A 12,965-nucleotide genomic window follows, 5' to 3' on the forward strand; every position below is an offset into this window, starting at 1 on the left:
CGAATCGGAGTCGCACCCGCGTCGCCTGCGAGTGGTTCATTCAGCGGCACAACCTCGCGTTGACCGCCGTACCGACCCCCGAGATATTTGTGCTCGCTGGCTGTGTGAGGCTCATGACCCGCGGAGTTCCGCGGCTGGCGGTCGTCGCGCTCGTCGTTCTCCTGGTCGTCGGCAGTTCGGGCTGTGTCGGGGTGCTCGACGGTGGCTCAGAGCCCGACGATTCGGTCGACGCCGAAGCCGACGCACCCGCCGGCGAGAGCGGACCGGACCCGGAGTCCGGTACTGCAACCGACGACGAACCGCCTCGAGCGGAGACCACCGCCGAGGCCGCCGAGGTGCTTCCGGTGGACGTCTACCGCACCTACGACCGGACCCGGAGTCTCGTCGGGAGCGACGCCGAGAAGCCGCGCGTCGAGGTCTGGGACATGGACGGTCTGCTCGCGGACGTCTACGACTCCCGCCAGGACGAGTTTCAGACGGCGCTGAACATGACCGAAACCGAGATCGATACGACCAACGCCCGCGGCATCTCCTACGGCACCCACGTCGTCGTCGACCCCAACGAGGGCAGCGACGCCGACGTCGAGCAGGTGCTGGTCCACGAGTACGTCCACGCGATCCAGGCCGCAGAGGGGTGGTATCCCAACTCGTCGGGGATCGACCTCGAGACCCAGACCGCGACCGATTACGGGCAGGTCGAACTCGCCCTGGTCGAGGGCGGCGCGGTCTGGGTCACCGACCGCTACAGCGAGCGCTACCAGGACGAGGCCGTCCGGCTCCAGTCCGAACGGCTCGCCGAGGAGTACGAGACGGCCCCCGCCGGCGACCGGTTCTTCCGGGCGCCCTACCACTACGGGACGGCGTACGTCGACGACCGGATCGACGACCCCGAAGACGTCGGCGAGATGTACGAGAACCCGCCCGAGACGACCGAACAGCTCCTCCACGGACTCGACCCCGACGAGGCGCCGCCGACCGACCTCGAGGTGACGGCGACGACGGGGCCGGCGTGGAGCCTCGAACGCGACGACCGCCTCGGGGAGCTGTTCGTCCGGGTGGCCCTCGAGAGCGAACTCGACGGCGAGAGAGCGGCCGACGCCGCGACGGGCTGGGGGAACGACCGGCTGCTCGCCTTCGAGGACGACGACGGCGACCGGGGCTTCGTCTGGACGCTCCACTGGGACAGCGCGACCGACGCCGACGAGTTCGAGGCGGCGTTCGCCGAAAGCCTCGAGGAGCGAACGGACGAGAACGCCGAACACACGACGGTCGACCGGCGCGGCGAGGAGACCGTCGTCGTCACGGTCGGCTCGGAGGCGTTTCGCGAGGAGGTGTCGGTGACCGGGGAGGGGACGGAACTCGAGGTGGCCGTCGGCGCGGAGTGAGCCGGATCAGCCGTCGGTCTCGAGCCCCTCGAACGCGACGACGCGCTCGCGCACGTCGTCGGGGATCGGAGACGGTCGCTTCTCGGCGGGGTCGATCGACACCATCGTCGTCTCGCCGGTCGCGACCGTCTCGCCGTCGACGCGCAGGTCGTAGGCCTGCGTCCAGCTCGTCTCGCCCAGGTTCGCCGTTCGGATGCCGACGGTGAGGTCGTCCGAGAGGGTGACCGGCCGCTCGAAGGAGAGTTCGATGTGAGCGACGACGAACGGGTACTCCTCGAGAGTACCGCCGAGGACCTCCTCGAGGTAGGCGAAGCGTGCCTCCTCCAGATAGCTGGCGTAGACGCCGTTGTTGACGTGGTTCAGGGTGTCGAGGTCGCGGTAGCGAACGGAAACGTCGACGGTGAGCGCGTCGGTCATCGCGTCGAGAAACGGTGGCCGGAGAGAAGTGCTCACCGAAAGCGGCGACGGGAGCCGGCCGGCTACGACTCCGGCGCGTACAGGGGCGCGTGCTCCTCGCAGAACTCGGGCGGGCGAAGCTGGCTCTCGATCAGCGTCTCGTGGTAGTGGGCGTTGTAGAGCCGACACCCCTCCCGCGGACAGAACGCCTCGCCGGTCTCGAGGTAGTGTACCGCCTGGAGGACGTACCCCTTCAGCGCCTCGGTCGTTCGCGGATCGTCCTCGAGCAGAAACGCGCCGTCGATCCGGTTCTCGAGGACCTCCCGCGGCGGGGTATCCCCGGAAAGCAGGGCGTGGCGCTGCTGTTCCTTGTAGTACGCCTCCGGCTTCGCGGGCGCCTCGTACAGTCCCGGAACCGAGACGAGCGACGGCTGCCCGAGGACGTTCACGCGCTTGTGCCAGCGCCCGTCGTGGTCGCCCCAGGTTCCGAGCGCCCTGTCGAGGAGCGCGACGCGGAGGTGCTCGAGCCCCGGTTCGTCCGGCAGCGCCGCGTTCAGCGCGCGCTGGATCGCCCGTCCGTCGTAGAGCACGCCCCCGCCGCGGTCGGGGTCCTCGAGGACGCGCTCCTCGTAGCGGATCGTCCCGAGCATCGTGTTCCCGGTGGCGCGGTCGGACGGCGATCGGACGCGGGCAGCGGCGAACCGTTCGGCCAGGTCGCCCGTAGAAACCGACTCGAGGAATCTGCCGCCGACGGTAACGGTGGCGGCGGTGCGGTCTCGAAGCCAGTCTGCGATCGCGTCGGCGTCGGTGCTGGTCGTCGGCGCCCCGTAGATCGTCACTCGATCGACCATGTAGTAACGAGTGGTACCAGCAGTTGAAACGGTTGCGGTGACCGCCGTCCAGAACGGCTTCGACCGCGTGTTCGCCGTAAAGTACGTATAAATTCTATTTCGTATCGCAAATAATGATTACGTAGGTGTTACCGAAACTGATCAGTAATGAAGCGGCGACGGTTCCTGATTGGTGCTGGTGCAACGACGTCCGCGGCGGTTGCTGGCTGTCTCGGCGAGGACGACGGAAACGAGACGGAAGAAGGAGGCGGTGACGACGCGCTGCCGACCGACGATGCGGACGGTGGAGACGACGATGGTGGGGACAACGATGACTCGGTCTCGGACGACGGGAACGACGATGGCGGGGACGGTGGGGACAACGATGACTCGGTCTCGGACGACGGGAACGACGATGGCGGGGACGGTGGGGACAACGATGACTCGGTCTCGGACGACGGGAACGACGATGGCGGGGACGGTGACGGCAACGATGACGACGGCGCTGACGACGATGAGAACACCGGAAACGAAAACGGTGAGGGGGACGACTCCGGGAGCGACGACGGGACCGAAGAGCTGGAGGACGACGCAGGTGATGACAGCGACGGAACCGAGGGTAGTGACGACGCGACCGACGACGATGGGGGCGAGGGCGGTGACGACGAGGGCGACCCGGACGAGGGGGACGAACCGGAAACCCACACGCTCGCGGTCGAAATCGACGCCGAACCGGGGTACAACCGACCGTCGGAGACGACGGTCGCCGTCGCCGACGAGCGCGTCGAGACCGAGGACGCGCTGGTGTCCCTCGAACTGGAGGCCGGTACGCACTCACTCGAGGTGGCCGCCGACGGATTCGAGACGGCCGAGCGAACGGTTTCGCTGGACGACGATACGACCGTCACGGTCGAACTCCAGCGGCGGTACGAGGACATCCGGATCGCCGACCACGAGGTGACGGTCACCCGCCGGGAGGAGTCCGACGACACGGTCGAGGCCACGATCGTCCTCGAGAACCGCAGCGACTTCGAGTCGACGCGGGTCTGGGTCGAAGCGTGGGCCACCGACCAGGACGGGGACTCGTTCGGCCACGCCGAATCACAGGCGATATCGGTTCCGGCGGAGGAGGACACCCGGGTCGAGCTCACGCTCGCGCGGTCGATCACCGACGCCTTCGAGGAGGGCCGGCGGGTCGACGACTACGAGGTGACCGTCGCCACGACCGGCACGTTCAGGGTTCTGGATTCGGCGACCGGGTGAGACAGGAGTCCCCCTCGACAGTTGCGCCGAACGCCAGGTTTTTACCCGTGTGCGACCCAGAGCGGGGTACATGGTCTCGCAGACGATGGATCGAGTTCCGCGCCGATTCTAAGAGTTTCTCCGTCACGCGAGGTGAGCTTCGATGTTAACGAACGCGAGCGGCAGCGCCGTCTCTCGAGCCGGACTGGACGCCCTCGCCATCAAGCCCGCCGAGTGTGACGTGTCGACCGCAGCGACCGTCCCCGTCGACACCGTCGCCGTCGACTACGAGGGACGCGACCACCTCCCGGACGCCGAGACGCTGGCCGCGCTGGCGGCCGAAACGGAGGTCCGACTCACGACGCCCGTCCGCGCCGACGGCTTCGACCCGCTCGGCGACGACTCGCTGCTCGCCGACCTCCCCGCGGCGGTCGGACGCGTTCTCGTCGCCGGACACCCCGCGTATCTCACCGAGGAGGAGCGGACCCGCGCCGTCGCCCCCCGTCTGGGTGCGGCCCTCGAGTCCGCGCCGGACGCCTGGGTCGGCACCGAGAGCGTCGAGCGCGTCGCGATGGCGACGGGCGCAGCCCAGTACGACCTGCTCTCGCGGACGACGCTCCGCGAGTTGCGGGCGCTGCGCGCCGCGGGCTTCGACGGCGAGATCGCCGTCTACGCGCCGACCGTGCTCACCGACGACGACGACCTGGTTCTCGAGGCGGTCGGCGCCTACGTCGCCCGACGCCGCCCGGTCGCGAGCGCGCTCCCCGAGGGAGCGAAGACGGACGCGAGCGCGACCGGCCGCGCCCGCGAGGTGCTGCTCGCCGCCGCCCGCGACTACGCGCTGGTCGGCTCCGAGACCGCGGTTCGGAGCCAGGCCGACGCGCTCCGGGAGGCCGGCGCGACCACGGTCGTCGGCTACCCCGCGGCCGGCCTCGAGTCGCTACTGGAGTGACGGCGCCCGTCGCGAATCAGCCAAGAGTAAGTAGCCGGCCCGCCCAGAGGCTCGCATGACACCGCTTGCCGAACAGACGACGACGGCGGCCGCCGACGCGCTCGAGGCCGCCGAGGTCGCCGTCCTCCCGACTGGCAGCACCGAACAGCACGGACCGGCCCTCCCGCTCGGTATGGATCACATGGCCGCCCACGCGTTCGCCGACACGGTCACCGAGCGCGACGACGCGGTCGTCCTCCCGACGATCCCGGTCGGCGTCAGCGTCCACCACCGCCAGTTCGACGGCACGCTGTACGTGAGCGAGGAGACGTTCGAAGCCTACGTCGAGGAGACGCTCTCGAGTCTCGCCGAACACGGCGTCCGAAAGGCCGTCGTCGTCAACGGCCACGGCGGCAACTCGGCGGCGCTGCGCCGGGCGGCCCGCACGCTTCGGCAGGACGAAGTCGCGTTCGCCCCGCCGTGGAACTGGTGGGACAGCGTCACCGAACTGTCCGGAGAGCTGTTCGACGAGGCCGGCGGCCACGCCGACGCGATGGAGTCGAGCCTGCTCTGGCACGTCCGTGAGGAGCTGATCGACCCCGACGAGCTCGCAGCCGCCGAAGCCGGCGCGAGCGAGGGGTGGGGCGAGACGGTCCACGGCGCCGCCCTGGGCTTCGACACGATCGACTTCTCCGAGAGCGGCGCGGTCGGCGAGCCGACCCAGGCGGATCCCGAGAAGGGCGAGCGGCTGTTCGAGGCCGCAAGCGAGGAACTGCACGCGCTGCTCGACTGGCTCGTCGACAGACCGTTCGCCGAGTGCTGGTCGCGGCCGCACAGATGACGGCCGACCCGGCGTTCTCCGTCGACGCCGAGGCGCCCCCGGACCGGGGCGCCGGCCTCGAGGTCGCCGTCGTCGGCGCGGGTGCCGTCGGCGCGACGGCGGCCTACGACCTCGCCCGCCAGGGGGCGGCCGTCACGCTGTACGAGCGCGGCAAGATCGCGAGCGGCTCGAGCGGCCGCGCGGCCGGCGTCTGTTACAACGCGTTCGCGGACCCGCTCGACGCCGAGATCGGTAGCGAGGCGATCGAGCGCTTCCGACAGCTGTCGGGCGACGACACGTTCCCGTTCGTCGAGTGCCCCTACGTCTGGCTCGCCCGCGAGGGCGACGACCGCCGCGCGGCGGCGATCCGCGAACAGGTGCCGCGGATGCAGGCGGCGGGCGTGGTCGCCCTCGAGATGACCCCCGACGAGCTGGCCGAGCGGTTTCCGGCGCTGCGAACCGACGACGTGGCCGTCGCGGCCGTCGCCGGCGCCGCGGGTCACACCGATCCGGCGCGGTACACGGCCTGTCTCGCCGCGGCGGCGAGCGGCGCCGGCGCGACGATCGAGACGGACGCGGCGGTCGCGGTGCGGACCGACCCTGCGCGCGTCGTCCGCGACGGAGTCGAACGCGAGTTCGACGCCGTGGTCGTCGCGGCGGGCGCGCACACGAAGCGGGTGCTCGCGGCGGCCGGACGCTCGATCGCGACGAAACCCTACCGGGTGCAGGCGCTGACCGCGGCGGCCGACCTGGCCGAACCGATGTGTTACGACGCGACCGACGGCTTCTACTGTCGACCACACCCGACCGGCATCCTCGCCGGTAACGGGACCGAGGAGATCGAGGCCGACCCCGACGGCTACGACCGCGAGGCGAACCCCGGGTTCGCCGATGACCTCCTCTCGCGGATCGAGCACCGGCTGCCGGGGCTCGAGCCCGCCCTCGAACGCGCCTGGGCGGGGCTGTGTACGGCGACGCCGGATCGCGACCCGCTGGTCGGCGAACTCGAGGACGGGCTGTACGTCGCCACCGGGTTCCAGGGTCACGGCTTCATGCGCGCGCCGGCGATCGGGAGGCGGCTCGCCGACGAGGTGCTCGGCGACGACGGCATCGAGGCGTTCGATCCGACGCGGTTCACCGGCGAGGAAGAGTTCGAGATCGTCGAAGGGATGACCGTCGAGGAGCGGCTGTAGCGTTACTCCTCGAGCGCGATTCGCTCGGCGTCGGTCGTCTCCGCCGCCTCCGCTTTCGGAATCTCGATCCGGAGCGAGCCGTGTTCGCCCAGGCGGGCGGTTCCGGCGTCGGCGTCGACGAGCGCGTCGTCCGGAAGCTCGGCCTCACCCTCGAGCGACATCGACCGGCCGGGAAACCGCATCTCGTACCCGTCGTGGAACTCGCGGAACCGGTCGAGGCGGATCTTGACGGTGCCCTCGAGGTAGCGGACCTGGACGTCCTCGGTGTCGACGCCCGGCGCGTCGAAGACGACCAGGTAGGCCTCGTCGTTCTCGAGGATGTCGACCGGAAGCGACCGCTGGCGCTGGAACTGACTGCTCGCGCGTCCGACCTGTCGATAGAGCGTGTTGCCGACGGAGTTGGTGAAGTCTTTGAGGCTCATGTGAGATCACGTTCGGCCGTGGCCGGGCGGGGGAGACACGATATGTTCGGAGACCACGTTCCGAGTAGTTGCTACGACACGGGCGTTCTTATTAGTTTTGATGGGCGAAAATAAACGTCAGACGCGGCCCGGGGTGGCGGTCCGTTCGCCGGACGGACTTCCCGTCCGTTCCAGCGCACCCGAAGTGGCGGTTCGCGGGTGTGCAGAGAAGTCGGTCCGACGGACCGCCTCAGAGTTCGATCGGCTCGAGGCAGTCGGTGCCGCCACAGACCGGACACGAGAGATCCGAGACGCCGTGGTCGTCGGGGACGTCGTAGGTGTAGTGATTCTCGAACATATCGAGAAAGCAGTCGTCGTCCGTACACTTGACCTCCTCCGTCGGTGGCATACTCACCGATAGTGCCACGAGCCCCATCAACGCACGGGTAGCGGCGGTTCCCTCGCGGGCGCCGAGACCGAGACCTGGGACGCCGTGTAGTCACGGTTTTACGCCTCGAGGCGCTACCCCGAGCCATGACAGACCCCGGATCGCTCTCGGTGACGCTGGTCGACGGCTACGTCGACGAACCGGCACACTTCGGGGTTCCGCCGTACGTCTCGACGTACCCGCGCTACACGGCCGGCGCGCTCGTCGACGCGGGCGTTCCGCCCGAGCGGATCACCTACCACACGATCGACGGTCTGCGCGACGAACCCGACCGCTGGCGGGACGTCGACGAGGCCGACCTGCTGATCTACCTCGGCGGGATGACCGTCCCCGGCAAGTACGTCGGCGGCACCCCCGCAGAGCCCGACGAGGTCCGAAAGCTGGCCTGGACCGCGAGCGGCACGAGCCTGATGGGCGGTCCCGTCAAGTTCGGCGTCGGCGACGAGAACGCGGGCGCGACCGAAACCGAGCGTCGGGACCTCGACTTCGACTTCGTCGCGAAGGGTGACGTCGAGGCCGCGGCCTACGACCTCGTCGAGAGCGGGCTCGAGGGCTTTAACAACCGGATGCGGGACGTCTCGGAGGTCTCCCGGTGGGCCGAACGGGGCGCGTTCGTAATCGAACAGCACCCCAACCATCCGGAGTACCTCATCTGCGAACTCGAGACCTCGCGGGGCTGTGCCTACCGCTGTTCGTTCTGTACCGAGCCGCTGTACGGCAATCCCTCGTTCCGACCGCCGGAGAGCGTCGTGAGCGAGGTCGACGCGCTCTCGAATTACGGCGCCCGACACTTCCGGATCGGCCGGCAGGCCGACATCCTCGCCTACGGCGGCGACGGCGAGGCACCGAACCCCGACGCGCTCCGGGAACTGTACGGGGGGATTCGCGAGGTGGCACCCGACCTCGAGACGCTCCACCTCGACAACATGAACCCGATCACGATCGCCGAGTGGCCCGAGGCGAGCCGGGAGGGAATCCGGATCATCGCCGAGCACAACACGCCCGGCGACACGGCGGCGTTCGGCCTCGAGTCCGCAGACCCCGTCGTCCAGACGGAGAACAACCTCAACGTTACCGCCGAGGAGTGTTTCGAGGCGGTACGGATCGTCAACGAGGAGGCGGGGTGGCGGCCGGGCGGGCCGCGGGAACCGCTGCCCGCCGACGGAGCGAGCGGCGGAGCCGCGAGCACGGGCGGGGACAGGCCGAACGTCGGTTCGGACGCCCCGAACCGACTGCCGAAGCTCCTCCCCGGCATCAACTTGCTTCACGGCCTCAAGGGCGAGCGCGAGGAGACCTACGAGCGCAACCTCGAGTTCCTCCATCGGGTGTACGACGAGGGGCTGATGCTCCGGCGGGTGAACATCCGGCAGGTGATGGCCTTTTCGGGCACCGAGATGTCCGAAACCGGCGCGAGCATCGCTCTGGAGCACAAGAAACTGTTCAAACGGTACAAGCGGCAGGTCCGCGAAGAGATCGACAACCCGATGCTCGCCCGCGTCGCCCCGCCCGGAACGCTGCTGTCGGACGTCCACCTCGAGTACCACCGGGACGGGCGGACGTTCGGCCGCCAGCTCGGCACCTATCCGCTGCTGGTCGCGATCCCCGGCGAGCGGCCGCTCGGAGCGGTCGTCGACGTCGCCGTCGTCGACCACGGCTACCGCTCGGTCACCGGCGTCCCCTACCCCCTCGACCTCAACGCCGCCTCGATCGACGAACTCACCGCGATCCCCGGTATCGGGAGCAAGCGCGCGGGCGACGTCGTCGTCAACCGCCCCTACGAGGCGCTCGGCGACGTCGGCATCGACGCCGAGGTCGATCTCTCGCGGTTCGCGACCGTCCGCTCGCCCGAACGGGCCGACTGAGCGCCCACAACTATCGGAAACTGCCGTGGGATGTGGACGGTGGCGAAGACGCCGCAGTTCCCGCTCGAGCGGGGCGCCTGCTCCGTCTTCGGGTCCCACCGGTCGGTAGTTCTATTACGGATGAGAGTCTGACTGGAACCTGAGGGTCTACCTGTGGAAATATCTGAAAAACTCCTGTGTCTGTTCAGCACGGACGTTTCGGAAGAAGACGACCGATACGTTATCGAAATTCCCCGACAAGAGGTCGAAACGGGTGACATCGACCCCGGCGAGGTCTACCGTGTGGCACTGATCTCTCGCGAGAGCGACGCGGGCGCGACCGCCGAAGGTGGGGCGAACTCGAGCGCCGACGCCGCCTCGGGGAGCCGACAGCGCTCGAGCGCGCCGTCGGAGCCCCAGCCGCCGGTCGACGTCGGCGAAACGCGCTACGTCGAGATCGAGGACATCGGCAAGCAGGGCGACGGCATCGCGCGCGTCGAGCGCGGCTACGTCATCATCGTCCCCGGCGCGGAGGTCGGCGACCGGGTCAAAGTCGAGATCAGCGAGGTCAAGTCGAACTTCGCCGTCGGCGAGATCATCGAAGAGACCTTCTAGGTCCGACCGCGGATCTCCCGCGAGGCCCGTTCGCGGCGGTCCAGTGACGACTGTACCCTCGCAGTACGCGAGCGATGGCTCTCCGTCGACGGAGCGCGTCGGGGCAGGACGAGACGATTACTCCTCGAGTCGCGTTCCGTCGATCCGTTTGGCGCCCTCGGAGTCGTGGACGACCACCGCGTCCGCCCCGCGATCGACGGGCACGTAGTTGTCCCGGACGCCGATCGCCTCCTCGAGGTCGCGGACGGCCCGCTCTTTGAGCGCCCGCGCCAGTTCCTCGGCGTCGGTCCGCGAGATGTCGCGGCCGAGCCCCTCGCACTCGTGGGCGCGAACCGTCGCCGCCTCACCGCCGGTTTCCCGGTTCGCTCCGAGTGCGACGCTGTCGACGGCCTCGCCCATCGGCTGGCTGGTCCGGTCGGGCGAGCCGTCGCTCGCGAAGGCGACGCTGAACGGGTAGGTCCGACAGATCAACGGTCGGTTCTCGTGGGCGACGCAGGCGCCGGTGCCGTCGCGTTCCTCGTAGAAGGCGCAGTCGCCGCAGGCGTCCGTCTGCAGCGCCCACTCGAAGGTTTCACCCCCGCCGTTTTCGAGTCCGTACGGCATCGGGCGGGCGACGTCGCGCCAGTCGTACTCGCCGCTCTCGGCCGTCGCCTCGCCGAGTTCCCGCACCTCGTCGGGGAACACCGTGGCCGTGTGCTCCTCCTCGAGTCCCTTACAGCAGGCGCCACAGCGGGTGCACTCGAAGCCGATCGACTCGATGGCGTCGGCCAGCTGGCGAACGTCGAGGTCGCGGGCGCGCTCGAGGTCGGTCTCGAGGGAGTTCACGACCGGATTCGGGGGCGAGCGCGGAAAAGTCCGCCGCTCTGCCTCAGCGCGGGGCGACAGTCTCGCGGGCGGGGTCCCACCCGACGGCGCCCTCGACGGCCAGCTTCTCGAGGTGGGCGACGACGGTCGCCCGCGCGAGGTCGCGAACCCCGGCGAGGTCCTTCTCGTAGGCGGCGTCCAGCACCGCCTCGAGCGTGCGGGCGCCGCCGTCGACGGCCGCTTCGATCCGGCGCTCGCGCTCGAGACGGTGGGCAATGAGGCGCTCGCAGGTCCCGCGCGGGTCGTCGATTACCGGGCCGTGACCGGGGTACAGCCGCGGCGGGTTCGTCGCCCACAGCCGCCGGAGCGTGCTCAGGTACGCGCGCATATCGCCCTCCGGGGCGCCGACGACGACGCTTCCCTCGCGGACGGCGCAGTCGCCACAGAGGACGGGGCCGCCCTCGCCGGCGACGACCGCCGTGTGCTCGGGTGCGTGGCCCGGCGTCTCGAGGAGCGTGACCGCATCGTCACCGAGTGGAAGTCGCGTTCCGGAGTCGTAGCACCGGTCGGGTTCGATCCCCGTCGCCGCGGCGAACTGTGCCGTTCGGCCTCGTCGCGCCCAGACGGTCGCACCGGTCTCCGCGGCGTAGTCGGCGACCGCGCCGACGTGGTCGGGGTGGGTGTGAGTCAGGACGATGTGGGCGATTTCGCCCTCGCGAACGAGGCGGTCGAGGTCTGCGGTTCGGCCCGCGGGGTCGACGAGGACGGCCGGCCTCGAGCCGAGAACGTAGGCGTTCGTGGCTCCACCGGGGGCGTACGTGTCGACGGGAACCGGACAGCGGGCGACCTCCATGCGGGAGCGTTTCTGGAGCGCAGAGAAGTGTGTGTCGACGGCGCCGTTACCGGGCGAGGTAGTAGACCTGCTTGCGCGCGTCGCGGAAGCTGTAGCGGGAGCTCACGAGGTCGACGTCCTCGAGGCGGTTCAGCGCGTAGCGTACGGTGCGGTCGGGAAGCAGCGACTCCTCGGCGAGTTGGCCCTGAGAGAGCGGCGAGTCGGACTCGAGAACCTTCGCGACGAGTTTCGCACTCGGGGGGAGATCACGGAGACGCTCCCGGTATTCGGCGTCGGACAGCGTCTGTTCGGCAACTGCGTTGGGGTCGTCTGCGGTACTCATGCTCATACGGACCTCAGGCGCGACCACACTGGTAAACGTTCCCTATATGGAGGTTCATACAATTGAAGTTGTAATAGGTGTTAAAATGCCATACTAGTACGGGAGAGACGGGCGACGGCTACTGCGGACGAGCGAATCGTTTCGGTCGGTACTATGTGTCGGCCGGTCTCGTTGGTCAGGTATGGAGTCGATCCCGGCGGAGTACGACGACCTGTTCGACCGGAAGACGTTCGCCCAGTTCGCGACGATCATGCCCGACGGCACCCCGCAGGTGACGCCGGTCTGGATCGACCGGGACGAGGCGGGGTACGTCCTCGTCAACACCGCTCGGAGTCGGCAGAAAGAGCGCAACGTCGCCCGCGAACCGAAGGTCGGGCTGTCGATTCCCGATCCCGAAGACCCCTACCGCTACCTCTCGATTCGCGGCGTAGTCGAGGAGATCACGACCGAGGGGGCGGTCGAACAGATCGACCGACTCACGCAGCGGTACTTCGGCGAGGAGGAGTATCCCCACCACGGCGAGGAGGTCGGCGAGCGGGTGATCCTCCGCATCCGTCCCGACCGCGTCGTGACGAGTTCGCGGTAGTCGCGGTGGTGCTGTCGGACAGAACTGTTCGACGGTCAGTCGCTCGCGTGTGTCCCCGGTAGTGACGCCATGGATTCGCAACGGACCTCTCACCGAGTTCCGTCCGACGGTCTCAGAACCGCCCCGGTTCGCGGTAGGTTCCCATCAGTCCGCGACACTCCGGGCAGTGGACCAGCAGAATATCCGCGTCCTCGTGACGGACGAGTTCCTCGGTCGCCAGCGTCGCGCCGCAGCGCTTGCACGTGGGCATAGTGTGTGGTATGACACCGAGGGACAAAGACCTTCTCCGACCGACTCC

16 protein-coding genes are annotated in these 12,965 nt (G+C 69.0%); 8 read left to right on the top strand and 8 right to left on the bottom strand.

Annotation, left to right across the window (positions count from 1 at the left end):
* Positions 1-113: 113 nt before the first annotated feature.
* Positions 114-1,385, top strand: coding sequence for a hypothetical protein (locus NMQ11_RS04260; protein WP_255170161.1), 1,272 nt, complete (start codon positions 114-116; stop codon positions 1,383-1,385).
* A 6-nt stretch (positions 1,386-1,391) separates the two neighbouring features.
* On the opposite strand, the gene NMQ11_RS04265 is transcribed toward NMQ11_RS04260, so the two are convergent.
* Both NMQ11_RS04265 and NMQ11_RS04270 read right to left on the bottom strand, forming a co-directional pair.
* Positions 1,392-1,802, bottom strand: coding sequence for an acyl-CoA thioesterase (locus tag NMQ11_RS04265; protein WP_255170162.1), 411 nt, complete (start codon positions 1,800-1,802; stop codon positions 1,392-1,394).
* A 62-nt stretch (positions 1,803-1,864) separates the two neighbouring features.
* Positions 1,865-2,632, bottom strand: a complete 768-nt coding sequence (locus tag NMQ11_RS04270) for a DUF7001 family protein (RefSeq protein WP_255170163.1) — start codon at positions 2,630-2,632, stop codon at positions 1,865-1,867.
* Positions 2,633-2,779: 147 nt separating this feature from the next.
* On the opposite strand from NMQ11_RS04270, the gene NMQ11_RS04275 reads away from it, so the two are divergent.
* The 4 genes from NMQ11_RS04275 (at position 2,780) to NMQ11_RS04290 (ending at position 6,797) form a co-directional block, all read left to right on the top strand.
* Complete coding sequence (locus tag NMQ11_RS04275) at positions 2,780-3,874, top strand: PEGA domain-containing protein (RefSeq protein ID WP_255170164.1); 1,095 nt, start codon at positions 2,780-2,782, stop codon at positions 3,872-3,874.
* Between the two features lie 142 nt (positions 3,875-4,016).
* Complete coding sequence (locus tag NMQ11_RS04280) at positions 4,017-4,805, top strand: DUF7388 family protein (protein WP_255170165.1); 789 nt, start codon at positions 4,017-4,019, stop codon at positions 4,803-4,805.
* A 55-nt stretch (positions 4,806-4,860) separates the two neighbouring features.
* Entirely contained in the window at positions 4,861-5,625 is a 765-nt protein-coding gene (locus NMQ11_RS04285; RefSeq protein ID WP_255170166.1) for a creatininase family protein, read from the top strand.
* On the top strand, positions 5,622-6,797 hold the full coding sequence (locus NMQ11_RS04290) for an NAD(P)/FAD-dependent oxidoreductase (RefSeq protein ID WP_255170167.1): 1,176 nt from the start codon (positions 5,622-5,624) through the stop codon (positions 6,795-6,797). Before NMQ11_RS04285 ends, NMQ11_RS04290 begins: the two co-directional genes overlap by 4 nt.
* A gap of 2 nt (positions 6,798-6,799) precedes the next feature.
* Here the strand turns inward: NMQ11_RS04290 and NMQ11_RS04295 are convergent, their stop codons facing one another.
* Both NMQ11_RS04295 and NMQ11_RS04300 read right to left on the bottom strand, forming a co-directional pair.
* Positions 6,800-7,219, bottom strand: coding sequence for an Hsp20/alpha crystallin family protein (locus NMQ11_RS04295; RefSeq protein WP_255170168.1), 420 nt, complete (start codon positions 7,217-7,219; stop codon positions 6,800-6,802).
* A gap of 229 nt (positions 7,220-7,448) precedes the next feature.
* A complete protein-coding gene (locus tag NMQ11_RS04300) occupies positions 7,449-7,607 on the bottom strand; it encodes a DUF7559 family protein (protein WP_255170169.1) in 159 nt (52 codons plus the stop codon).
* A gap of 125 nt (positions 7,608-7,732) precedes the next feature.
* Between NMQ11_RS04300 and NMQ11_RS04305 the strand changes: the two genes are divergently transcribed.
* Both NMQ11_RS04305 and NMQ11_RS04310 read left to right on the top strand, forming a co-directional pair.
* Positions 7,733-9,508 (top strand): radical SAM protein, encoded by a 1,776-nt coding sequence (locus NMQ11_RS04305; RefSeq protein WP_255170170.1) that lies wholly within the window; start codon positions 7,733-7,735, stop codon positions 9,506-9,508.
* A gap of 153 nt (positions 9,509-9,661) precedes the next feature.
* Positions 9,662-10,102 carry a TRAM domain-containing protein gene (locus NMQ11_RS04310; protein ID WP_255170171.1) on the top strand — a complete coding sequence of 147 codons (441 nt, stop codon included), beginning with the start codon at positions 9,662-9,664 and terminating at the stop codon, positions 10,100-10,102.
* A gap of 117 nt (positions 10,103-10,219) precedes the next feature.
* Here NMQ11_RS04310 and NMQ11_RS04315 read toward each other — a convergent pair whose 3' ends face one another.
* The 3 genes from NMQ11_RS04315 to NMQ11_RS04325 are packed head-to-tail and all read right to left on the bottom strand — an operon-like array spanning position 10,220 to position 12,087.
* Positions 10,220-10,927, bottom strand: a complete 708-nt coding sequence (locus NMQ11_RS04315) for a YkgJ family cysteine cluster protein (protein ID WP_255170172.1) — start codon at positions 10,925-10,927, stop codon at positions 10,220-10,222.
* Positions 10,928-10,970: 43 nt separating this feature from the next.
* The gene (locus NMQ11_RS04320) at positions 10,971-11,759 is read right to left on the bottom strand and encodes an MBL fold metallo-hydrolase (RefSeq protein ID WP_255170173.1); all 789 of its coding nucleotides are present in this window, start codon (positions 11,757-11,759) and stop codon (positions 10,971-10,973) included.
* A gap of 46 nt (positions 11,760-11,805) precedes the next feature.
* Positions 11,806-12,087: a helix-turn-helix domain-containing protein gene (locus NMQ11_RS04325; RefSeq protein WP_255170174.1), complete on the bottom strand. Its 282-nt coding sequence runs from the start codon at positions 12,085-12,087 to the stop codon at positions 11,806-11,808.
* A 175-nt stretch (positions 12,088-12,262) separates the two neighbouring features.
* On the opposite strand from NMQ11_RS04325, the gene NMQ11_RS04330 reads away from it, so the two are divergent.
* Positions 12,263-12,667, top strand: a complete 405-nt coding sequence (locus NMQ11_RS04330; protein ID WP_255170175.1) for a PPOX class F420-dependent oxidoreductase — start codon at positions 12,263-12,265, stop codon at positions 12,665-12,667.
* Between the two features lie 112 nt (positions 12,668-12,779).
* On the opposite strand, the gene NMQ11_RS04335 is transcribed toward NMQ11_RS04330, so the two are convergent.
* The gene (locus tag NMQ11_RS04335; RefSeq protein ID WP_255170176.1) at positions 12,780-12,917 is read right to left on the bottom strand and encodes a hypothetical protein; all 138 of its coding nucleotides are present in this window, start codon (positions 12,915-12,917) and stop codon (positions 12,780-12,782) included.
* Positions 12,918-12,965: the final 48 nt, after the last annotated feature.

Origin of the sequence: Natrononativus amylolyticus (genome assembly GCF_024362525.1) — an archaeon.
Classification (GTDB): Archaea; Halobacteriota; Halobacteria; order Halobacteriales; family Natrialbaceae; genus Natrononativus; species Natrononativus amylolyticus.

What these genes read in the sequence shown, in the direction of transcription:
- NMQ11_RS04295 (WP_255170168.1), bottom strand. Translation starts at nt 7,219, where the DNA reads ATGAGCCTCAAAGACTTCACCAACTCCGTCGGCAACACGCTCTATCGA.
- NMQ11_RS04305 (WP_255170170.1), top strand. Translation starts at nt 7,733, where the DNA reads ATGACAGACCCCGGATCGCTCTCGGTGACGCTGGTCGACGGCTACGTC.
- NMQ11_RS04275 (WP_255170164.1), top strand. Translation starts at nt 2,780, where the DNA reads ATGAAGCGGCGACGGTTCCTGATTGGTGCTGGTGCAACGACGTCCGCG.
- NMQ11_RS04320 (WP_255170173.1), bottom strand. Translation starts at nt 11,759, where the DNA reads ATGGAGGTCGCCCGCTGTCCGGTTCCCGTCGACACGTACGCCCCCGGT.
- NMQ11_RS04330 (WP_255170175.1), top strand. Translation starts at nt 12,263, where the DNA reads ATGGAGTCGATCCCGGCGGAGTACGACGACCTGTTCGACCGGAAGACG.
- NMQ11_RS04300 (WP_255170169.1), bottom strand. Translation starts at nt 7,607, where the DNA reads ATGCCACCGACGGAGGAGGTCAAGTGTACGGACGACGACTGCTTTCTC.
- NMQ11_RS04265 (WP_255170162.1), bottom strand. Translation starts at nt 1,802, where the DNA reads ATGACCGACGCGCTCACCGTCGACGTTTCCGTTCGCTACCGCGACCTC.
- NMQ11_RS04260 (WP_255170161.1), top strand. Translation starts at nt 114, where the DNA reads ATGACCCGCGGAGTTCCGCGGCTGGCGGTCGTCGCGCTCGTCGTTCTC.
- NMQ11_RS04270 (WP_255170163.1), bottom strand. Translation starts at nt 2,632, where the DNA reads ATGGTCGATCGAGTGACGATCTACGGGGCGCCGACGACCAGCACCGAC.
- NMQ11_RS04280 (WP_255170165.1), top strand. Translation starts at nt 4,017, where the DNA reads ATGTTAACGAACGCGAGCGGCAGCGCCGTCTCTCGAGCCGGACTGGAC.
- NMQ11_RS04285 (WP_255170166.1), top strand. Translation starts at nt 4,861, where the DNA reads ATGACACCGCTTGCCGAACAGACGACGACGGCGGCCGCCGACGCGCTC.
- NMQ11_RS04325 (WP_255170174.1), bottom strand. Translation starts at nt 12,087, where the DNA reads ATGAGCATGAGTACCGCAGACGACCCCAACGCAGTTGCCGAACAGACG.
- NMQ11_RS04290 (WP_255170167.1), top strand. Translation starts at nt 5,622, where the DNA reads ATGACGGCCGACCCGGCGTTCTCCGTCGACGCCGAGGCGCCCCCGGAC.
- NMQ11_RS04335 (WP_255170176.1), bottom strand. Translation starts at nt 12,917, where the DNA reads ATGCCCACGTGCAAGCGCTGCGGCGCGACGCTGGCGACCGAGGAACTC.